The organism is [Bacteroides] pectinophilus (genome assembly GCA_025146925.1).
Classification (GTDB): Bacteria; Bacillota; Clostridia; order Lachnospirales; family Lachnospiraceae; genus Bacteroides_F; species Bacteroides_F pectinophilus.
The window spans coordinates 1,276,829-1,297,419 of sequence record CP102260.1; the positions used below are offsets into that span (position 1 = coordinate 1,276,829).

Below are 20,591 nucleotides of genomic sequence, written 5' to 3' on the forward strand. Positions count from 1 at the left end.
GTACAATGTTTTGGAGGGCATATGTCAGAGAATTATGGAATAACCAGGTTTTACACATGCCTTGCCCGCATGCAGAGGGAGTACGATAAGTACGCAAGGCAGGACGGCATGAATGCTGTCACAAGAGAAGAGTTCCTTGGATGGAAAGAGAAGACTAAGGCGATGCTTATAAGGCTTCTCGGACTCGACAGGATGGAGATGTGCAATATCAAGCCGATAGTTGCAGAGAAGGTGAGGCTTGACGGAGGCATTACAAGGGAGAAGGTGATAATCCAGACAGAAGAAGATGTCTGGATGCCTATGTACATTCTTATACCTGATGAATGTGCAGGCAACAGCAATGCCAAGTGTTACATAGCAATGTGTGGACATCAGGGCGGTGGCAAGTACAGCGTTGCCGGCTGTGCAGATATCCCGCAGGTAAAGGAAGCTATCGACAGATTCAATTATGATTACGGACTTGCACTGGCAAAGCAGGGGTGTGTTGCCATATGTCCTGACTGCCGTGGTTTCGGCGAGAGACGCGATATGGCAAAGCAGGGGGATGAATATTTTCTTGAGGGAACATGTTATAACCTTGCACATATGGCAGAACCGCTTGGAATGACAGTTGCAGGCATGAACACATGGGACGGATTCAGGCTCATAGACTATATCGAGGAGCGAGGCGAGTGGGACACGGATGATATAGCATGCGTTGGCTTCTCAGGGGGCGGAATGCAGGCTATGTGGCTTGGAGCACTTGATGAACGTGTGAAGAAGGTAATCATAAGCGGATATATGTATGGATTCAGGGATGCACACCTTTATCTTAACAACAACTGCAGCTGCAATTATGTTCCACACCTCTGGGAACACGTAGATATGGGAGATATTGCGGCGATGATTGCTCCGCGCAGGTTGATTATCCAGTCGGGGCTGGATGACCATCTTAACGGGCCGGGAGGAATTGATAATGTTAATAAGCAGGTAGATATAATCAAAAAAGCATACAGCCTGTTTGATGCCGGTGATAACATACGGCATGATGTCTTTCCGGGAGGCCATATGTGGCATAATGAGCATCTGTCTGAGTACATATCAATGTAAATTATAATACAAGGCGATTATTCTAACTCCAGCAATAAGAACAGGGAGCTTCTGCAATATGATATGCAGAGTCTCCCTGTTTTGCATAATATTGGTAAGATTTTATCAGTCATGCACGGTATTACTCCCGGGCAGTTTACACGATAAGGCAGACGAGACCTGAATTCTCGTTCATTACCTTTTCAAGAGTATCACTTATCTTTCCCATACTTTCGGCCGTTATGTTGCGGGTCTTTTCGGTAATTCCGTCATCCACAATCTGCTCAACTGTTTTGCCGAATATATTGGTATCCCATATTCCGTCGGGATTGCCGGCAGAATTGGCTTTTATATAATCTATAAGGTCATCAGCCTGCTGTTTTGAACCAACGATAGGAGCAATCTCAACCTGAATGCTTGTTTTAAGCAGGTTGATTGCCGGTGCAGAGGCTTTGATTTTGACACCGTATTTACTCCCATTTTTAATAACAACCGGCTCTTCAAGTGTAATCTCAGAACGCACAGGAGCAACAACACCAAAACCGGAGATTGCTACATCAGCCATGGCAGAGCCTACATTATCAAATTCACGGCGCCGCCTGCTTAAATCGCTGATTGTGCTGATCAGCTCATATTCATTATGTATAGATGTGCCTGTAAGTTCACTTACTGTATTGAAATATACATCAGGGCGCATTACGGCATCAAGTCTTATGCTTCCGTCGGAAGTATTTATATTGCTAATGCTGAGTTTTTCAATATAATCATCTGAAATGGAATACGGTGAATCTTTAAAATCCTTTATCCTTGAATAGCGTCCAAGCATGTCTTTGAGTGAAGCTATACAGGAGAGCTTCACAGGATGATTGTCGGAAAGCATTTCGAGCCATGAAGGTGCGTAGAGCCTGAACTCAGTTACCGGGAATTCATAAAGAACATTCTCAAGTATGCGTGTGACATCATCTTCTTTCAGCTGGTCACAATTAACAGGAAGAACAGTGACGCTGTATTTGGAAGAAAGTTCTTTGGCAAGGGCGGCTGTGGAATTATCATATGGATGTGAACTGTTAAGAAGGACAACAAATGGTTTGCCAATCCTGCGAAGCTCATTTATCGTGCGTTCTTCGGCAGGAACATAGCTTGAACGCGCAAGCTCTCCAAATGATCCGTCAGTGGTGACAACAATGCCTATTGTGGAGTGTTCCTGTATTACTTTGTCAGTCCCGATCTCAGCAGCTTTGGTAAAAGGAATCTCATTAGGAAACCAGGGAGTCTTTACCATACGCTCCTTTCCGTCCTCAATGTGCCCTGATGCACCTTCCACCATGAAACCGACACAGTCGATAAGGCGTACTTTCAGACTGATGTTGTCTGATACGGTGATGGCAGCAGCTTCATTAGGAATGAATTTTGGTTCGGTAGTCATAATTGTCTTACCGGCAGCGCTTTGAGGAAGCTCATCGGTAGCTCGTGTTCGTGCATTTGCATCAGTCATTGCCGGAAGAACGCAGATATCCATGAATCGTTTGATGAAAGTAGATTTGCCTGTTCGTACCGGTCCTACGATTCCAAGATAGATTTCACCGCCGGTTCGTGCGCTGATGTCACTGTATAGGTTGAATTCGTTCATGTTTGACCTCATTTCCACATATATTTTCATGCATGGGCAGTTCGTATGAACAGTTTAAATGAATACTTCATGTGAGCTGTTCATATGTGCATGTATTTCTATCGAAATAATATGCCTTGCTGATGAAAAAAATGCATGTTATTATAAACCGTATGTAAAATATATTCAGAATAATATTCAGAAGAAATATATGCAGAAGAGAGGACATGATGGAGAGTTTAAGAGAATATCTCAAAGGGCACAGGCTTATAACCGACGGCGCAATGGGAACGTATTATTCGGAGATTACCAACAATCCAGAGGCATTTGCTGAGTTTGCCAACATTGAGAGACCGGATATAATTGAGAGAATACATAATGAATATATAGATGCGGGTGCTAAGCTTATCAGAACCAATACATTTGCAGCGAACACCCAGATGCTTGGAATTGGCAGGGATGAACTTAAAAAGCTCATTGAAGATGCGTGCAGAATCGCCCAGAGATGTGCAGACGGCAGAGCTTATGTGGCAGGAGATATAGGACCAATCAAGGAAAATGCTGAATCAGAGGGAAGTGCCGTTGAAGAATACAAGATGATCTGCGATATATTCCTGGATATGAAAGTGGATGCAATCAGATTTGAGACTTTTGCTGATTTTGATGATATAAAAGAGGTGGCAGAGTATGTAAGAAGCAAATCTGACATGTTTATAATGGCGGATTTCTGCCTTAATAAGAATGGCTTTACGGCAGGCGGAATAAGTGCGGCAAGGATAATGCAGCAGGCAGGGCAGATGGACTGCATTGATTCATGCGGGTTTAACTGCGGCATTGGCTCGGGGCATATGAATAACATAATGCAGAAGCTTACATTTGCAAAGGATAAATACATGTCATGTCTTCCTAATGCAGGTTATCCGGAACAGATGAATAACCGCATGGTGTTTATGAATAATGCATCGTACTTTTGCGATAACATGCAGAAGATATCTGCATATGGAATGAATATCATTGGCGGATGCTGTGGAACAAAGCCGGCATACATCAGAGAACTTTGCAGACGTATCGGTGATGCGGTGCCTGCAGGAAGGACAGAAACTTCTGACGGGAATGAACCGGTGAATGGCAATAATCCGGCGGAAGCTGCTGATATAAGAGTGAATGAGAAAAGACCGAATGAATTCATGCAGCTGTTTAAAAGCGGTCACAAGGTTGTTGCTGTTGAGCTTGACCCTCCGTATGATGCAAAGTATGACAGGCTTATAGAACAGGCTCAGTACCTTAAGAGCATAGGAGTGGATATTCTCACATTTGCAGATTCCCCTATGGGAAGAAGCCGCGTTGACTCCGTGCTTATGAGCCTTAAGGTGACACAGGAGACAGGAATGATGGTAATGCCTCATGTATGCTGCAGGGATAAGAATGTGATTGCAATGCGTTCTACACTGCTTGGTGCCTACATAAACGGCATAAGGCAGCTTCTGCTTGTGACCGGAGATCCGGTACCGAGTGTATCAAGAGTGTCAACAACAGGTGTGTTTGATTATAATTCGATAAGACTTATGAATTTTGTAAAGGAGATGAATCAGGAACATTTTGCAGATGAACCGCTCTATTATGGTGGAGCGCTGAATGTGACGCTTGGCAGAATTGACAGGATTATGGAGCGTATGCAGAAGAAGATAGATAATGGAGCATCATACTTTATGACACAGCCGGTGTTCTCAAAGGAAGGGATTGAGAGACTTGCAATAATAAAAGAGAAGATGGATACAAAGATTCTCTGTGGAATAATGCCGCTTGTAAGTTACCGCAATGCTAACTTTATAAAGAATGAATTCATAGGAATTGATGTTCCTGATGAGATTGTGGCAAGATATTCACCGGATATGTCCAAGGAGGAAGGTGAAGCTGTCGGGGCACAGATAGCCAATGAACTTATTGGGCAGATGTATGATTATGTTGACGGATTCTATTTTATGCTTCCGTTCAACAGAGTTTCACTTATGGATAAGATTAATATTAACAACAGATGATTTTGCTACACTTTGTAGGAATTTTGTTAACCTGTCACAAAGTTTGAATAAAATTTTATGGCAGTTTTCCAGATTGACATTACGCATAACACAGCGTATAGTAGGGCATACAACGGCAGTCGCTATTGTATGCCTTCTTTTTCGGAAGGTTCTTTTAACTAACTGGCATTTCAGCCACATTTCCCGGGAAGAATAACAATTGACTTCAGTGCACGGAAGTTATGAATAATTGATGAAAGGGTTAATGAATGGAGTATAATGAATTTGTAGAAGAAATACGCTGCAATGTTGAAGCAAATCTCAACTGTGACGGAGAAGTCAGAATGCTTAAGATTATGCGTAATAACGGATGTGAACTTGACGGACTTACAATTGTAAGAAAGGGGTGTCCGGGTTCACCGACAATATACCTGAATGGGTATTATAATCAGTTTGAGGCGGGACGCAGCATTGTATCAATAACACGTGAAGTCCTGAACACATACGAATCGGGCAGGGAAAAGCTTGAGAGCATGGCAGGAATATTCAATGACTTTGAAGAGATAAAAAAGAGAGTGGCATATAAACTTGTGAATTACGAGAAAAACAAGGAACTACTGCAGGATGTACCGCATAAGAGGTTTATGAATCTTGCGGTTGTGTTCTACTGTCTTATAGAGCGTGAGAGTAATTATAATGCAACCGCACTTATTCATAATTCGCATCTGGGGCTGTGGGGAGTGAGTGAGAGTGAGATATACAGTCTTGCAAGAAAGAATACGCCTAATCTTCTTCCGTACAGAATTACAAGGATAGACGATGTTGTCGACATACCAAAAGACAGCTGCAGGGAAGATGATATGATGTACATACTCACGAATGACAGCGGAATTAATGGCGCAGCAAGTCTGCTGTATGATGGCGTGATTGATGAATTTGCAGAAAGATTTGCCGCGGATGTCATAGTAATTCCAAGCAGCGTGCATGAGGTACTTCTGGTTCCGCTTAAGGAAGAATATGATGTATCGGAATTGAATATGCTTGTAAAAGAGGTTAATAATACGATTGTTGATGAGGAAGAGACACTTGCGGATAATGTATATATATACAGAAGAAAGAATCGGATATTCACGCTGACATTGGATTGACTTAAAAACAGCCATTTGATATAATAACTTAATGCATAGCTGTCATAAGAATTATAATATAGGATGATTTGGCTGACAGCACTGCATTTTTGTCCGTGTAGCTCAGTGGATAGAGCACCGGCCTCCGGAGCCGGGTGTCGTGCGTTCGACTCGCATCACGGACATTTTGTTATTTGTGGGGATAGATTGTAAAAGTTAGGGAATAGAGAATATGGGAAGGAGTTTGCATTGCAGCGTTTCAGAGATTTTTTTGCAAAATTGCATATGGCAGACATATCAGCGTATATTTTGCTGATAGCAGCAGCAGCGGCAGTTGTTGTAGCGCTCCTGCCTGCTGTAAGTCCATATTCTTCAACGTCAGGCGCTGTTGTGTCAAAGCAGTATTCTCAGACTGCACTTCTTAAGCAGACAGGAAGTGAGGCAGCATCACATGATATGTCTGACAGAATTGACAATTCCAAGACTGACGGAAGAACAGATCCGTCAAAGACAGAAGCATTGAAGGCAGATTCATCAAAGCAGTTTGTACGCAATGGCAGCGAGACAGTTAATATTCTGATAGAGAACTACTGTGATGCGCTTAAGGAAGGCAATGAAGAGATGCTTGCCAAGTACACGGACAGCACGGCAGATATTGATGGTACATATAAGAGCATTTTTGCCAGATATGTGGAAGATGTTACTGATATCAACTGCTATACTATGAATGGTATGCTTAATAATACTTATATAGTATTTGTTACTTATAATGTCAGATATTATGGATATTCAACGATAATACCGGCAACTATGTACTGCTATGTATGTACGGATGCAAGCGGTAACCTGTATGTGTCCAATAAGGAGCCGGGGGATGATGTGTCTTCATATAATGAGATGATGTATAAGAGTACACAGATTACTGATATCGTTGCAAAGGTTGCAGAGGAACACGACAGGAAGCTTGATGAGGATAAGGAGCTGGCTGCATTTGTTGCAGGCTTTTCCCAGGAGTAGATGATGGAAGAGAGAATTAACAAATATCTGAGCGAAGCGGGATACTGTTCAAGAAGAGAAGCAGACAGGCTTGTTGAAGCCGGAAGAGTTACAATAGATGGTGTGGCTGCCGTATGCGGAAGCAAGGTTGCAGACGGGCAGAAAGTCTGTGTTGACGGTAAAGAAGTTTCAGGCAGGTCAAGGCATATTCTGCTTGCGTTTAACAAGCCGGCAGGAATTGTCTGCACAACAACGGACAAGCAGGGCAGTAATAATATAGTTGATTTTATTGGATATCCCGAAAGAATATACCCGGTTGGACGGCTTGATAAGGACTCAGAAGGTCTTATACTTATGACTAATGACGGTGCGATGATGGACAGAATACTGCGTTCCACCAATGGGCATGAGAAGGAATATATTGTCCGTGTCAATAAGCCGGTTACGGATGAATTTGTAAAGGGCATGTCTGATGGCGTGTATCTTAAGGAGCTTGACAGAACAACCAAGGTCTGTGTCGTTGAGAAGGTGACCAAGTTCTGCTTCAGAATAGTACTTACTCAGGGGCTTAACAGACAGATCCGCAGAATGTGCGAGAATTTTGGATACAAAGTCATGAAACTGAAGAGAATAAGAATAATGAATATTATGCTTGGAGACCTTAAGCAGGGCTGTTACAGGGATGTCACGGATGAAGAGTATGCCGAGCTTGTAAGACAGCTTGATAACAGGAATTGATTTTATCATTTTGAATGAGTTGAATGGAGAATACTATGAACAGGGACATTGACAGAATAAAAGAACTTGTTGATATTCTTAATAAAGCAGGCAGGGCATATTATGCGCAGGGACAGGAGATTATGTCAAACTACGAATATGATGCGCTGTATGATGAACTTGCTGAACTTGAGAAGAAGACCGGATGTGTTCTTGCATCAAGTCCTACAGTCAATGTCGGTTATGAAGTATTAAGTGAACTTCCCAAAGAACGTCATGAGAAGCCGATGTTAAGCCTTGGCAAGACTAAGAGCGTTGATGAGCTGGTATCATGGCTTGGAAGCCAGAAAGGTCTGCTGTCATGGAAGATGGACGGATTGACAATAGTCCTGACATACAATAACGGAGAGATGACTAAGGCAGTAACCAGAGGGAATGGTGAAGTAGGCGAAGTTATTACCGGTAATGCTAAGGTATTTGCCAATGTTCCTGTGACAATTCCGTACAAGGGAGAGCTTATACTCCGTGGTGAAGCGGTTATAAGATATTCGGATTTTGAGAAGATTAATGAGCTTATTCCGGAAGAGGGAGCTAAGTATAAGAATCCGCGTAATCTCTGCAGTGGATCTGTAAGACAGCTTAACAGCAGAATCACAAAGGAACGTAATGTTAATTTCTTTGCATTTACTTTAGTTAAGGCGGACGGCGTTGATTTTAAGAATTCACGCAGAGAACAGCTTGAGTGGCTTGCTTCACAGGGCTTTCAGACTGTCGAATACAAAGAGGTCACTGCAGATAATCTGAGAAGTACCGTATCATGGTTTGAGAATGCAATAAAGGATAATGATTTTCCATCGGATGGTCTTGTTATACTGTATGATGATATTGCATATGGAGACTCGCTTGGAATGACAGCAAAGTTCCCACGTAATTCCCTTGCATTCAAGTGGACGGACGAGACTGCGCAGACGAAGCTGCTTGAGATAGAGTGGAGTGCATCAAGGACGGGGCTTATTAATCCTGTTGCAGTATTTGAACCGGTCGAGCTTGAAGGAACAAGCGTAAGCCGTGCAAGTGTCCATAATATAAGTATTATGGAAGAGCTTGAGCTTGGAGTGGGCGATACAATAGAAGTATACAAAGCCAATATGATAATACCGCAGATCGCAAAGAATCTGACAAGAAGCGGAGTTAAGGATATACCGCAGATATGCCCGGTATGTGGCATGAAGACGGAGATCAGAAGCCTTAATGATGCTAAGTCACTGTATTGCACTAATCCGGACTGCCAGGCTAAACATGTTAAGAGCTTTGTGCATTTTGTAGCACGCGATGCGATGAATATAGACGGACTTTCGGAGGCAACTCTCGAGAAGTTTATACAGCATGGCATGCTTCATGAATTTGCGGATCTGTATCATCTTGATGATTATCGTGATACGATAATAGATATGGACGGATTGGGTGTTAAGTCTTATGATAATATGATGGCAGCGATAGACAGATCGAGACATACAACCCTTCCTAAGCTTATATACAGCCTTGGAATAGCCAATGTAGGCCTTTCCAATGCTAAGATGATTGTAAAGAATACAGGCACACTGGACAGAATACTGTCAGCAACAAGGGAAGAGCTGTGTGCCATAGACGGAGTCGGAGAGGTCATAGCAGATTCATTTGTATCATATTTTGCAGATGACAAGCACAGACAGGGACTCAACAGACTTGTTGCGGAACTTGATATTGAGGCAGAGGAGATGGCATCCGGCGAGAATGCTGTACTTGCCGATATGGTATTTGTCATAACAGGTTCACTTAACCATTATTCAAACAGGAACGAACTGAAGGAGCTTATTGAAAAGCTGGGTGGCAAGGTTACAGGTTCGGTTACGGGCAAGACAAGCTATCTTATTAATAATGACAGTACGTCGTCATCATCAAAGAATAAGACTGCTGCCAAGCTTGGAGTTCCTGTTATAACGGAAGATGAATTTATTAAGATGATTGAAGAATAATTATTGGAAAGGTAGTGTTAATAATGCCGGTAAAGATACAGAACGATCTGCCAGCTAAGGCAAGACTTGAACATGAAAATATATTTGTAATGGATGAGACAAGAGCGCAGACACAGAATATACGACCTCTGCAGATTCTTGTCCTTAATCTTATGCCGATTAAGGAGGAGACAGAGCTGCAGCTTCTTCGCTCTATGTCTAACACACCGCTTCAGATTGATGTTACATTCCTTCAGATGAAGTCACATGTGTCAAAGAATACATCAGAATCACATCTGCATAAGTTCTACAATGTAATTGATGATGTCCGCAATAATAATTATGATGGACTTATAATTACGGGTGCCCCTGTTGAACAGCTTGAGTTCAGTGAGGTCAATTACTGGGATGAACTTACGGAAGTCATGGACTGGTCAGATACACACTGTACATCAACACTGCACATATGTTGGGGAGCTCAGGCCGGACTTTATCACAGATACGGCATCCCAAAGCACCTTCTTGATGCCAAACTCTCAGGCATATATCAGTGCCATGTGCTTGACAGGAAGCATCCGCTTGTAAGAGGCTTTGACGATTATTTTATGGCACCTCATTCAAGATATACAACGGTTGACCGCGAAGAAGTTAAGAACTGTAAAGAGCTTGAGATACTTGCTGACTCTAAGGAGGCCGGAGTGTACATAGTAATGTCCCGCAACGGAAAGCATGTCTTTGTAATGGGACATCCTGAATATGATCGCATGACGCTTGATCAGGAGTATAAGCGTGACCTTGCCAAAGGTATCAATCCTGCAATCCCGGTCAACTATTATCCGGACAATGACCCATCACAGCGTCCTATCCTGTCTTGGAGAAGCCATGCTAACATACTTTACAGCAACTGGCTCAATTATTTTGTATATCAGACAACACCGTATGACCTTAACGGGACGCCGATAAAGTAATGGAAGAAGTATAAAAAACTTTTTGGAATCATAAAAATAGGGACAGCAGGACGAAGAGGTGCTCCTCAAAGTTTTGCTATCCCTATTTTATGCCATGGCTTTGCAGTAGTGACCATATTTATCGGATGTTATACGAATGGCCTGCTCATTCCTATCCCAATAGAGCTGGATTATGTCATTATCGTTCATACTATACCTCCTTTCACCTATATACACAACTTCCAGACAAAAATCTGACACTCATTAAAAAATGTTTTTCTCTCCCATAATACCATATTGCCACCATTCCCGCACACAGAAATAGGACTACCACTCATTTCTGAATGATAGTCCTGCTTCTGATTCATTAAGAGTGCTATCCCTCTTTTAAAGAATGTGCGAAATGTAATGATTACATATTTTCTATGGATTGACAGAACGCCTAAAAATAACCCATGTGCTTATGAAGTAACAAATCAATAAAATTGCCAAAATCCCCATTGTTGCCCCTATTTGTAACATCAATGCACCAAACCCGATATAGGCTGAAATTTCTGCTGATATGGTTTGGATAAAGTAAGCTATTACAACAGCAGCTACAATGATTGCTGTGATAATTGGAAGCCCAAACCAAACACTTAATTGTTGCAAGATAAGTTTTCCGATATGCTTTTCTTCCACCCCCAATTTTCGGAGTACAGAGAAACGATACTTATATTGTCCTGCGTCTAAAAGCTGTTGCAGGGAAAGTACCGTAAGACATATAACCATCAGTACGACAGCACCATAAATCATTGCAGTCTGTAAAATGAAGTTATTTGCTATGGAACTATTGATTTGCAGTGTGCTAAAACGCACGCCATAAATAGCCCCGGTTTCTGCCTGCTCGGGATATTTCTCTGTAAAAAGTTTTTCCAGTTTCCTTGCATTTTCATAGGAGATATTTTCCGTTGTTGTAATATATCGGTTTTTTATCACTGGCAACAGCTTTTCACAAATACTGTCTGGAAGTACATACAATACATTTGTATAGGAATTGTACGCTGTTTCTCCAATCGGATCCTCATAATAGGACTGCTCGGAAAGAGTCAATTCTCCTGCGTCTGTCATAATGCTGGTGTGTTCTTTCAAAAAGCTATTCCGTTCTTCCTCGGTGGCGATTGCTTTCCATTGTGTTGTAAATTCATTTTCCTCCAGAGAAATCTGTTCGTAACCCAGCATTTCCCGTATAGTGTTATAATCACTCAAAGAAACTGCTACAATCGGAAAATCATATTTCTGTCTGTTGTGAAAATCATCTTTCTCTGACAGATATAGATTGAACGTGCAATCATAAACTGTATCTATTTTGTGTTCTGTCAGAAACTCAGTAATAATTTCATAACTGTCTTGCGGCAGATTTTCTTCTTCATATACGTCATTATATCTTGAATATACCTGAACATCATACATAGAGCGCATATCCAAATAACCTGAAGCCCAGCCCGTCAAAATAGGGGCGGCAATAAACATGAAGATTGCAAGGACAAGGGTTATACAAATCAGTGTCATTGTTTTGCTGGTTGTATTTAGTTTTGATATAATTTGCCCGAAAAAGAACAGGTTTTCTCCCTTGTATCTATGTTCCGGCGATTTTACTTTCCATGCTACAATCAAACCACTGGTAAGATAAATGAAGGCACAAATGAAGAAAAGTAAGTCAATCACAACAAAAAGCAGATATTGATTGAGCGTTCCACCACCTAAAGACAGATAATATTTATTTGTTAATGCTGCAACGCTGGCTGCTGTAAAAGCATTCAATACAGAACATATCAGCAAATCAGCAATGAAACATTCTCTTTTTTTCTTTATAATTATGCAAAATATCGACCACAGCAAAGTAAGCAGCGGGAAAAGAATATTTCCCCAAAACATAAGCTGCACCGGAAACGCAAAGCGGGTGTCATAATAAAACCAGACCTTTTGTATTCCTGTAATCAATCCCCATACGGTAAATACTTCAAAGAGGACTACTACAACAGAAATGAAGCGGCTCTTTTTTAGCTCTGGTTCGTTCTCTTTCTCCGCGGAAAGCATATCAATAATTTTTGTTTTCTGAATGGTACGGGTATTGAAAATTCCTACCACAAAAAAACTTACCACAAAAAATATCACTGTCAGCAAAACGGTGTCCGGGAACAATGTCCATGAGATTTCATAAGGCTTTCCATAAGCAGTAAGGAGCATTGCGGTAATGAATTGAGAACAAAATACACCGCAAAAAATACCAATCAAAATGGAAAACATACCCATAATCAGTGTTTCTGCAAAGAAAATCCTGCCAATAGTTTTTTGTTCCATTCCCATAATGGACTGGACAGCAAATTCCTTTTGCTTCCGTCTTAGCATATAATGATTGACGAACCGTATCAAAAATAACAACAGCAATGTTATCATACAGATTGCAATTTTCATTCCGTCACTTAACAGCGTAAAATCATACTCGCTGCCTATATCCGGGCTATAATAACTACTGGAAATAGACAAGAACGCATAAAACAAGGTAACACAGATTGTCATTGTGACAATGTAGACCAGATAGTCTTTTACAGACCGTTTTGCATTTCTGAAAACAAGTTTAGCATACATGGCTCTGTCCCCCTCCGATCATGGTAAGGACATTCAGAATTTTATCAAAAAAAGCACTTCTGCTGTCGTTGCCCTTGCGCAGTTCCATAAAGATTTCTCCGTCTTTCAAAAAAAGAATACGGCTGGCATAGCTGGCGGTAAAAGCGTCATGAGTTACCATAAGAATTGTCGCCCTAAGCTGTTCATTGATACTTTGAATGGTAGACAGCAGCATTTGTGAGGAATGGCTGTCTAATGCTCCTGTTGGCTCATCTGCCAATAAGAGTTTCGGATTGTTGATAATTGCTCTTGCACAGGCACAACGCTGTTTTTGACCGCCCGATACCTGATAAGGATATTTGCTTAGAATATCGCTGATATTCAGCTTTCCGGCTATATCCAAAATGCGGGGTTCTACGCTCCCGGCAGGGACTTTGTTGATTGCTAATGCCAGTGCAATGTTTTCTGAAATTGTCAATGTATCCAGCAAATTGAAATCTTGAAATACAAAACCTAAATTCTCTCTGCGAAAGCGGGCAAGGGATTTTGGTTTGATTTCCGTTATGTCTGTTCCCTCTAAAAAAATATGCCCTGCACTTACGGTATCAATCGTAGAAATACAGTTGAGCAGCGTTGTCTTTCCAGAACCGGACGCACCCATAATTCCGAGAAATTCCCCAGCTTCCACAGAAAAGCTAATGTCTTTAATGGCTTTGGTAATATTCCCTTCATTGCCATAATATTTCTGGATATGTTCCAGTTTCAAAATCGTATTCATCTGATAAACCTCCTTAACTGTTCCATATCTTTATTGTAAATGGAGTATCTCATTTTTTGTATCAAGTTTTCTTACACAGTTCTTACAAAAATGTAAGAAGTGCAGAACCTATCAGCCCTGCACTCCGATAATAAAATCATTCATTTGAAAGATAAGTGAAATCGTTGTTCCTCTGTTTTCGGAATAAGCAGTAAGCCCTATTCCCAGTTTATCACATAGACGCTTGCAAAGATATAAGCCAATTCCAGTAGAATTTTTCCCGGTTCGCCCATTCTGACCTGTAAATCCTTTTTCAAAAATACGGGGTAAATCACTTTTAGGAATACCTATCCCATTATCGCTGATAGATAGCACAATCTTGTCATTCGTTTTTGTTGCCCCAAAGTGCAAAATAGGCTGCTCTGCATGGTATTTGATTGCATTACCGATAATCTGATTTAAGATGAACCGCACCCATTTTTCATCGGTGTAAACTTTTGTTTCTATATCGTCTATCTGAATTGATATATTGCTTTGACGCAAAAGATACTTATTATCTGCGATTGCACTATGCACAACATCGCATAAATTGACTTCACGGACAGAATAGTCTTTTTCAGTGTGTTCACTTATGGCATAGTAAAGCGCCTGTTCTGTATATTGATTGATATTCTCTAACTCTGCCAATACCTCTCTGGAAAAGGGAGAACGGTTATTCTCACACAGCAGCTTCATGGCTGTAATTGGTGTTTTTACTTCGTGTATCCATTGTTCAATGTATTCTTTATATTCCCTGCGTTCCCTCTGTACTTCGCCAATCCGTTCCAACATAGATTTTTCAGCCATTTTCATAATCTGGTAAAAAACCTGTTCATCAGCCCTTTCCGGCACTTTCATGATTTCTGGAAGTAAATATCGTTCGTCTAATTGCTCCGCCATACCAAGCAACTTATTCAGATACTTTTTTCGTGAGAAATAAAATGCCAGCAAAGATAAAACAAGGACAATCGACCAGACTGCAAGAATAAACAGGACTGTTTGGATAGGATTATCGCTTGCAATCAGGAACAAAGCAAGGGCAAGCATACCCAGCAAATTGATTAAAATAACGGGGAGTTGATTTTTCAAATATTGTTTTCCACTCATAATGTATATCCTTGCCTGTGTTTTGTTTTAATGAAATCTACAAGTCCGATTGCTGCCAGTTTGTCGCGAATACGGGTAATATTGACACTTAGGGCGTTATCATCAACATAAAGCTGATTGTCCCAAAGAAAATCCACAATATCATTTCTGGAACAGATTTTTCCGGCGTTCTTAAAAAGGTAGTAGAGGATTTTCAATTCATTCTTTGTCAATTCTGCTTTCTGTCCTTTGTACTCTATCATGCTACTCTCCAAATGCAGGGTAGCTTCTTTCCACATATAAATTTCTGTTTGAGGGGAACGGTAGGCTTTCTTTAACAATGCAGCAATTTTAGCAAGAAGAATAGCGGGATTATAAGGCTTTGTGATAAACGCATCTCCACCCAGCATAATGCTGTTCAGTTCGTCCATATCTGTATTGCTGCTTGTTACAAATACAATCGGAATATCTGAAAAGGTGCGAATTTGAGAGCATATTTCAAAACCGTTATTACCCGGAAGTTTTATATCCAGAATAACCAGATGTGGCGCAGCTTCTTTTAACTGCTCTATTGTTCGGGAAAAATCCGTAACTGCAAATACTTCATATCCATTCCCAGACAAAAGAGTTTTAAGCTGTGTTTGTATCGTAAAATCATCTTCAATGATTAGTATTTTTTCCTTCATAGAGATACCTCCCTGATACTTTATTATACTGTATCAGAGAGGTTTTCTCAAGGCACGATTCTAAATAACACCTAAGTCCAACATATGCTCCCTGCAAAAGTACAACCTCTGAGCATATGCAATCCTTCTTCGATTTGCTTTTCTTCGGGGGAGTTTATCCCAACGGAAAAGAGAGAAGCCTGTAAAGGGGGAGTTAGAGGAATAATTATATAAATTTCAGTTTTGATTTGACTTAATTCATAACATTTATTAACTGTTATATCTTATCCTCGTGAAGTCCGCAACCCCTTGAAAATGCTAAATTTGTAGCGAGTGAGTTTGCCCTTACGCTTTCCCTTGTGTTATATCCTTTTCCCTCATGTTACGAATGCTCACAAGGGCAAAATTAAGGGAAAGAAAATCCAGTAACAAATTATAACATGAAATGAAAATGGCAGGAAGAACGGATTGAAATGCTTTCAAAACTTTTAGAAAATTAAGGAAAGGACAGATAAGATATGAGATTGATTTATGCAAGATATAATCCGCAATGTAATAGCATAGATGTAACCACGTTTGAAAATGTAGTGCTTAGAATTGATTGCAATAAGGCAGAGGAAGGATTGAGAACTACTCCCGGCTCCCAGTGTTCGTTGAATGCTTTGGCTATTGATAATCCATTAGAATATGCAAGATTATACTTGGATGGAGAAATGCAAGTATGGGTTGATGCAGAGGATCGTTTAGATACGTGGTGATTTTGCTAATATAATATCATGATAGAGGTCTAGTACTAAAAATTCCAGAAAAATATATAGAACGTACGGTTATTCCATAATAAGAGGCAGGAATCTTAAGTTTCTAGATGTTTGAATTTTGCCTTAAGGTAAATAGAGAGGACACATTGATTTTTCAGTGTATCCCCTCTATTTAAAATTATTTTTAAATAGTTCTTGCACAAAAACAAATAGCATGCTAAAATCTATTTAAAGAAAGTTTTAAATAGGTAAAAGATATGGGAGAAACTAACATTTTTAAAGTATTGGCAGATAGCCAGCGAAGAGACATTCTTATTATGTTGAGAAATGAACGATTAAATGCCGGAGAGATTGCTGAAAAATTACAGATTACACCGGCTGCTCTTTCTTATCATTTAAAATTACTTAAAAACGCAGACTTGATATCTGAATATAAAGAGAAAAACTTTGTTTATTATGAAATCAACACTACGGTTTTCGATGAATTAATTATATGGGTTAACCAGTTTGGAGGAAAAAAAGTATGAAAAAAATAATGTGGATAGTAGCAATGATACCAGTTGTAGTTACAAGTGTTGTACTACAGTTTATGCCTGATATTATACCTATGCATCATGACTTGGAGGGAAACACTGACAGATGGGGAAGTAAAACAGAAAGCTTTATTTTTCCGGTAATTATTTTGTTTATTACACTGTTTTGGCACTTGCTAATCTATGTGTTTGAGAAAAAATCAAAAAATGCAAATACAGAAAAGGAACAGATGGAAGCAAAATCTTCTGCAAAGGTATTATGTGTTGTAGGAATTTCGCAAGCAATCATGTTCGGGATTATGCATTATTTTATTCTTTATTCTTCTTGGATACAGGCAAATGCAGGTGGTGAACATGCGGTTATTGACATTGCAAAAGTTTCATGTATTTTGTGTGGTATTATATTTATTGTATTAGGAAATTTTATGACAAAGGCAAAACGAAATGCAGTAGTGGGAGTTCGAACCGTTTGGAGTATGCACAATGATAATACATGGAGAAAGAGTAACCGCTTTGGTGCAATATGTATTATTATTACGGGGTTATTGACTATCATTACAACCGTATTTACAAGTGGGATGACTGGCACAATCTTTATGTTGATTTATTTATTATTAGCAACAATTGTAACTGTGGTATACTCAAAAAAGATATATGATAAGGAAATAAAAAAATAATTTGTATCTTTATGCGAGAGGGTGAAATTCCAGTCTTTTACGGAGAGATAACAAACGAAGGGAGGCAATTGCCTCCCTTCGTTTGTTATCTACTCCTTCCACGGTTTGGTGGAGAATATGGTCTTGTTAACTCTCGCTCCTTTATGTCCTGTTTCTTAGATATAAGCCTATCGTGTAGAGACTGTGGCTTTTCTCCATACCGTTGTTTCCAATTCTTAAGGCTGTCCTGATAATCCCCATAAGCTGTCTCTGACTTATGAAATGCTTTGTAGAAGGCTTCCGCATTCTGATACCCGTATTCCTTTACGATATGGGATAATCGGGCTTTCATTCGGGAAATACGTTCCTCCAATCCGGCTATCTCTGTTGAAAGTTCGGAACGCCTTTTTGCTTTGAAGATACCTTTGCTGTCGGACAGTTCAATTTCAAGGTCACTTCGCTGTTTCTCGAGTGCAAAAATTGCTTTATTCTGTTCTTGCAGCTTTTGATAAATTTCGCATAAGTGCTTGTAAGAAACTGCTTCCGGTGATGGCTGTGGTCTTGGCGGTATGGCAGGCTTTGGTGTATCTGTCTGCTGTCTGCTTTCTTCTGGTACAGCTTTCTGCTCTTTGAAATCTGTGTTCTCCGGTCTTGCTTCAAGCTCTTTGGAAATTACTTTATCTGCAAGCTCCAGAGTTTTGAGAAATACTTTGGAGATTAACAGTTCTAATACTGCAATGGCAGTACCGATAATGGAAGATAACAGATTCGGTCTGTTTCCGTAAAGCCATACGGATTCCACAATCTTGTCCGTTATCCGTTCCTTTTTTATCTGCATGATTTCTGACTTGGAAACACCCGTTACAATCGCTCTGTCAACAGTCTGATTCCACAAGGTGCGTTTACTGTTGTCTGCCTCAATCTCGGTGGCTTTCGGATTGTTCTTACCAATCTTTTTGGTGGCAAGATACATACCGCCACGCTCAAAAACTTCTAACCGCTGGCTTTTATCCCACACATACTGATTGATAAGATTGGTATAATCCTGCTTGACGGTATCAAGGAAATTTTCAGCCTTGAAGTGTTTATCCTTAATGGAGAAAATCTGTCTTTCGTATACCTCACCTTTGTGAATCACCTTACACCTTTTACGGATATTTCCTTCTTCATCAAGTATCTCTTTCTTGGTGCGTACATGATTTCCCTTTTCGTCATAGAACATATTGCGGGTGGCAACCTTTTCTATGGGCTGTTCCAAGAGTGTACGCTCCGAAAAAATGAGATGGATGTGATAGTTGGTTTTCCGCTTATTGTGATGCAGGGCTGCGATACAGTCCGTTCCGTAAGTCTGTCTGAAATGGTCTGTAAATATCTGCAACAGTCTGTCTGGAGGATACTCCGTAAAAGATTCCGGCAGGGCTATGATCAATTCCCTTGCCTCAATACATTTCCTCTCCGTACCGTTTTTTTTAAATTCTGCCTGATTATATTTTGCAAGGTCAGTCCAAAAATTACGGTCTGTGGTTTCATATACCGCATACAGATTTTCCTGCTTCTTTGGGCTTGAAATATAATAAATTCTTCCCCGGACATTGTGGAGCTTCGTCATCTGAATAAATGAATTTCTTGGCATGTGCTTCCTCCTTTCCGTATCTGCCAAGTACGAAGCTGCAAGAAATGAGGATGGGAAACTTTCTAATGTGAAAGTGAGTAGGCTACATAGGTAGCCTGTCTACGAACATATCCGCCTGTCGGCGAAAAGCTCCCAGCAGGGCGAAATACACAGAGTACAAATCGTAAGATTTGTGCGAGGGGTGTATTTCGCTCTCAAACGCCGAGGGCTTGTATAAAAAAGTTTCTTCCCCACTTCTTAAATTTCCGGTTGTATCTTAGAGGAAGCACATGGTATAATCTATTTGCGTGTAGGTATATCATGGCTTCGGTCAGATACATACCTTAGGGATGGTCTTAGGACTGTCCCTATTTAATTTGTCACATTTCTTGTGACAGCTCTGACATTTCCTTTGTCCCTTAAGTCCCTGCCTTCATTGGCGGTCATGAACTTTTCAAGCATATCCGTTTTGATAAGGACTTTCCGTCCTACCTTCAATACCGGAAGCTTTTTCCATTCTACCAGTTTCCGCAGGGTATTTCTGCCGATACCCGTATAGTCGGCAGCTTCCTCAATGGACAGTGCAATCTTCACTTCTGTCATTAAAACACCTCCTCTTGAATTGCATAATGCAATTTTGTAACTATGCCTACTATATAACTTTTATATCTTCTTGTCAAGCGTTACGAAATTTTAAAAGTAATTATTAACTTGCATATTGCAATTCTACTTTTACTGTGTTATACTTTAGCCATACCGAAAAAGGAGGCGTATCAGAATGAAAGATAAAGAATTACGCAAGTTAATCGGTAGCAGGGCAAAACAACGCAGACTGGAATTAGGTGTCAACCAGCCTTATATAGCAGAAAAGATGGGAGTTACCGCTTCCACCATACAGCGGTATGAGGCAGGAACGATTGACAACACCAAGAAGCTTGTTCTGGATGGTCTGTCGGAAGCACTTCATGTATCAGTGGAGTGGCTGAAGGGCGAGACGGAAGAAATGACAAGTGATGTTACGGATAAAAGGGAATTACAGATTCGTGATACCATGACTTCCATTCTCTCCAAACTGCCTTATGATATGAAGGCAGACGAAGCGGATTTTTCCAAAGATTTACTGCTGCTGATGTTGAAGGAATACGAATTATTCGTTGATTCCTTTCAATATGCCTGTAAGAATTTTAAAGGGAATACGGAAGATGCCACAATTGCAAAAGTAATGGGGTTTGAATCCAATCAGGAATATAATGAGATTATGTTCCTTAGGGAAATCACCCATACGGTAAATGCACTGAACGACATGGGCGACATTGTAAGGCTCTATTCCAAGAATCCCGAAACGGCAGCCGTAAGGCTTGCAAATCTTCTTTCAGAGAAAGACTCCGAACCGGTATAG

At 40.5% G+C, this 20,591-nt stretch carries 18 protein-coding genes and 1 tRNA gene; 12 read left to right on the top strand and 7 right to left on the bottom strand.

The annotated features are described in order from the left end of the window. Positions 1-21 precede the first annotated feature (21 nt). Complete coding sequence (locus NQ488_05970) at positions 22-1,089, top strand: alpha/beta hydrolase family protein (GenBank protein ID UWN96843.1); 1,068 nt, start codon at positions 22-24, stop codon at positions 1,087-1,089. A 136-nt stretch (positions 1,090-1,225) separates the two neighbouring features. Here NQ488_05970 and spoIVA read toward each other — a convergent pair whose 3' ends face one another. Next, positions 1,226-2,698, bottom strand: a complete 1,473-nt coding sequence (gene spoIVA / locus NQ488_05975; GenBank protein ID UWN96844.1) for a stage IV sporulation protein A — start codon at positions 2,696-2,698, stop codon at positions 1,226-1,228. 206 nt (positions 2,699-2,904) lie between these two features. Between spoIVA and NQ488_05980 the strand changes: the two genes are divergently transcribed. The 7 genes from NQ488_05980 to metA all read left to right on the top strand — a co-directional run bounded on the left by NQ488_05980 (position 2,905) and on the right by metA (position 10,497). Further along, positions 2,905-4,716 carry a bifunctional homocysteine S-methyltransferase/methylenetetrahydrofolate reductase gene (locus tag NQ488_05980; protein ID UWN96845.1) on the top strand — a complete coding sequence of 604 codons (1,812 nt, stop codon included), beginning with the start codon at positions 2,905-2,907 and terminating at the stop codon, positions 4,714-4,716. Between the two features lie 248 nt (positions 4,717-4,964). Beyond that, a complete protein-coding gene (locus tag NQ488_05985; protein ID UWN96846.1) occupies positions 4,965-5,843 on the top strand; it encodes a DUF5688 family protein in 879 nt (292 codons plus the stop codon). Between the two features lie 91 nt (positions 5,844-5,934). After that, positions 5,935-6,007 (top strand) — tRNA-Arg (locus NQ488_05990). Positions 6,008-6,107: 100 nt separating this feature from the next. Continuing rightward, the gene (locus NQ488_05995) at positions 6,108-6,839 is read left to right on the top strand and encodes a hypothetical protein (GenBank protein ID UWN96847.1); all 732 of its coding nucleotides are present in this window, start codon (positions 6,108-6,110) and stop codon (positions 6,837-6,839) included. Positions 6,840-6,842: 3 nt separating this feature from the next. Next, positions 6,843-7,556: a pseudouridine synthase gene (locus NQ488_06000; protein UWN97114.1), complete on the top strand. Its 714-nt coding sequence runs from the start codon at positions 6,843-6,845 to the stop codon at positions 7,554-7,556. A gap of 35 nt (positions 7,557-7,591) precedes the next feature. Beyond that, positions 7,592-9,550, top strand: a complete 1,959-nt coding sequence (gene ligA, locus NQ488_06005; GenBank protein UWN96848.1) for an NAD-dependent DNA ligase LigA — start codon at positions 7,592-7,594, stop codon at positions 9,548-9,550. A gap of 23 nt (positions 9,551-9,573) precedes the next feature. Further along, the gene (metA, locus tag NQ488_06010; GenBank protein ID UWN96849.1) at positions 9,574-10,497 is read left to right on the top strand and encodes a homoserine O-succinyltransferase; all 924 of its coding nucleotides are present in this window, start codon (positions 9,574-9,576) and stop codon (positions 10,495-10,497) included. A 402-nt stretch (positions 10,498-10,899) separates the two neighbouring features. Here the strand turns inward: metA and NQ488_06015 are convergent, their stop codons facing one another. The 4 genes from NQ488_06015 to NQ488_06030 form a co-directional block, all read right to left on the bottom strand. Continuing rightward, positions 10,900-13,107 carry an FtsX-like permease family protein gene (locus NQ488_06015; protein UWN96850.1) on the bottom strand — a complete coding sequence of 736 codons (2,208 nt, stop codon included), beginning with the start codon at positions 13,105-13,107 and terminating at the stop codon, positions 10,900-10,902. Beyond that, positions 13,097-13,864 carry an ABC transporter ATP-binding protein gene (locus NQ488_06020; GenBank protein ID UWN96851.1) on the bottom strand — a complete coding sequence of 256 codons (768 nt, stop codon included), beginning with the start codon at positions 13,862-13,864 and terminating at the stop codon, positions 13,097-13,099. Before NQ488_06020 ends, NQ488_06015 begins: the two co-directional genes overlap by 11 nt. A gap of 111 nt (positions 13,865-13,975) precedes the next feature. Then, positions 13,976-14,989, bottom strand: a complete 1,014-nt coding sequence (locus tag NQ488_06025; protein UWN96852.1) for a sensor histidine kinase — start codon at positions 14,987-14,989, stop codon at positions 13,976-13,978. Beyond that, a complete protein-coding gene (locus NQ488_06030) occupies positions 14,986-15,654 on the bottom strand; it encodes a response regulator transcription factor (GenBank protein UWN96853.1) in 669 nt (222 codons plus the stop codon). Before NQ488_06030 ends, NQ488_06025 begins: the two co-directional genes overlap by 4 nt. Before the next feature lie 497 nt (positions 15,655-16,151). Between NQ488_06030 and NQ488_06035 the strand changes: the two genes are divergently transcribed. The 3 genes from NQ488_06035 (at position 16,152) to NQ488_06045 (ending at position 17,601) form a co-directional block, all read left to right on the top strand. After that, positions 16,152-16,391, top strand: coding sequence for a DUF6061 family protein (locus tag NQ488_06035; GenBank protein UWN96854.1), 240 nt, complete (start codon positions 16,152-16,154; stop codon positions 16,389-16,391). 257 nt (positions 16,392-16,648) lie between these two features. Further along, positions 16,649-16,918 carry an autorepressor SdpR family transcription factor gene (locus tag NQ488_06040; GenBank protein ID UWN96855.1) on the top strand — a complete coding sequence of 90 codons (270 nt, stop codon included), beginning with the start codon at positions 16,649-16,651 and terminating at the stop codon, positions 16,916-16,918. Then, positions 16,915-17,601, top strand: coding sequence for an SdpI family protein (locus NQ488_06045; GenBank protein ID UWN96856.1), 687 nt, complete (start codon positions 16,915-16,917; stop codon positions 17,599-17,601). Before NQ488_06040 ends, NQ488_06045 begins: the two co-directional genes overlap by 4 nt. A gap of 85 nt (positions 17,602-17,686) precedes the next feature. Here the strand turns inward: NQ488_06045 and NQ488_06050 are convergent, their stop codons facing one another. Then, positions 17,687-19,213, bottom strand: a complete 1,527-nt coding sequence (locus NQ488_06050) for a MobA/MobL family protein (protein ID UWN96857.1) — start codon at positions 19,211-19,213, stop codon at positions 17,687-17,689. A gap of 351 nt (positions 19,214-19,564) precedes the next feature. After that, positions 19,565-19,795 (bottom strand): helix-turn-helix domain-containing protein, encoded by a 231-nt coding sequence (locus NQ488_06055; protein UWN96858.1) that lies wholly within the window; start codon positions 19,793-19,795, stop codon positions 19,565-19,567. 175 nt (positions 19,796-19,970) lie between these two features. Between NQ488_06055 and NQ488_06060 the strand changes: the two genes are divergently transcribed. Beyond that, positions 19,971-20,591, top strand: a complete 621-nt coding sequence (locus NQ488_06060) for a helix-turn-helix domain-containing protein (GenBank protein UWN96859.1) — start codon at positions 19,971-19,973, stop codon at positions 20,589-20,591.

Coding starts and splice junctions, on each gene's coding strand:
- NQ488_05970 (UWN96843.1), top strand. CDS start 22: ATGTCAGAGAATTATGGAATAACCAGGTTTTACACATGCCTTGCCCGC.
- spoIVA (UWN96844.1), bottom strand. CDS start 2,698: ATGAACGAATTCAACCTATACAGTGACATCAGCGCACGAACCGGCGGT.
- NQ488_05980 (UWN96845.1), top strand. CDS start 2,905: ATGATGGAGAGTTTAAGAGAATATCTCAAAGGGCACAGGCTTATAACC.
- NQ488_05985 (UWN96846.1), top strand. CDS start 4,965: ATGGAGTATAATGAATTTGTAGAAGAAATACGCTGCAATGTTGAAGCA.
- NQ488_05995 (UWN96847.1), top strand. CDS start 6,108: ATGGCAGACATATCAGCGTATATTTTGCTGATAGCAGCAGCAGCGGCA.
- NQ488_06000 (UWN97114.1), top strand. CDS start 6,843: ATGGAAGAGAGAATTAACAAATATCTGAGCGAAGCGGGATACTGTTCA.
- ligA (UWN96848.1), top strand. CDS start 7,592: ATGAACAGGGACATTGACAGAATAAAAGAACTTGTTGATATTCTTAAT.
- metA (UWN96849.1), top strand. CDS start 9,574: ATGCCGGTAAAGATACAGAACGATCTGCCAGCTAAGGCAAGACTTGAA.
- NQ488_06015 (UWN96850.1), bottom strand. CDS start 13,107: ATGTATGCTAAACTTGTTTTCAGAAATGCAAAACGGTCTGTAAAAGAC.
- NQ488_06020 (UWN96851.1), bottom strand. CDS start 13,864: ATGAATACGATTTTGAAACTGGAACATATCCAGAAATATTATGGCAAT.
- NQ488_06025 (UWN96852.1), bottom strand. CDS start 14,989: ATGAGTGGAAAACAATATTTGAAAAATCAACTCCCCGTTATTTTAATC.
- NQ488_06030 (UWN96853.1), bottom strand. CDS start 15,654: ATGAAGGAAAAAATACTAATCATTGAAGATGATTTTACGATACAAACA.
- NQ488_06035 (UWN96854.1), top strand. CDS start 16,152: ATGAGATTGATTTATGCAAGATATAATCCGCAATGTAATAGCATAGAT.
- NQ488_06040 (UWN96855.1), top strand. CDS start 16,649: ATGGGAGAAACTAACATTTTTAAAGTATTGGCAGATAGCCAGCGAAGA.
- NQ488_06045 (UWN96856.1), top strand. CDS start 16,915: ATGAAAAAAATAATGTGGATAGTAGCAATGATACCAGTTGTAGTTACA.
- NQ488_06050 (UWN96857.1), bottom strand. CDS start 19,213: ATGCCAAGAAATTCATTTATTCAGATGACGAAGCTCCACAATGTCCGG.
- NQ488_06055 (UWN96858.1), bottom strand. CDS start 19,795: ATGACAGAAGTGAAGATTGCACTGTCCATTGAGGAAGCTGCCGACTAT.
- NQ488_06060 (UWN96859.1), top strand. CDS start 19,971: ATGAAAGATAAAGAATTACGCAAGTTAATCGGTAGCAGGGCAAAACAA.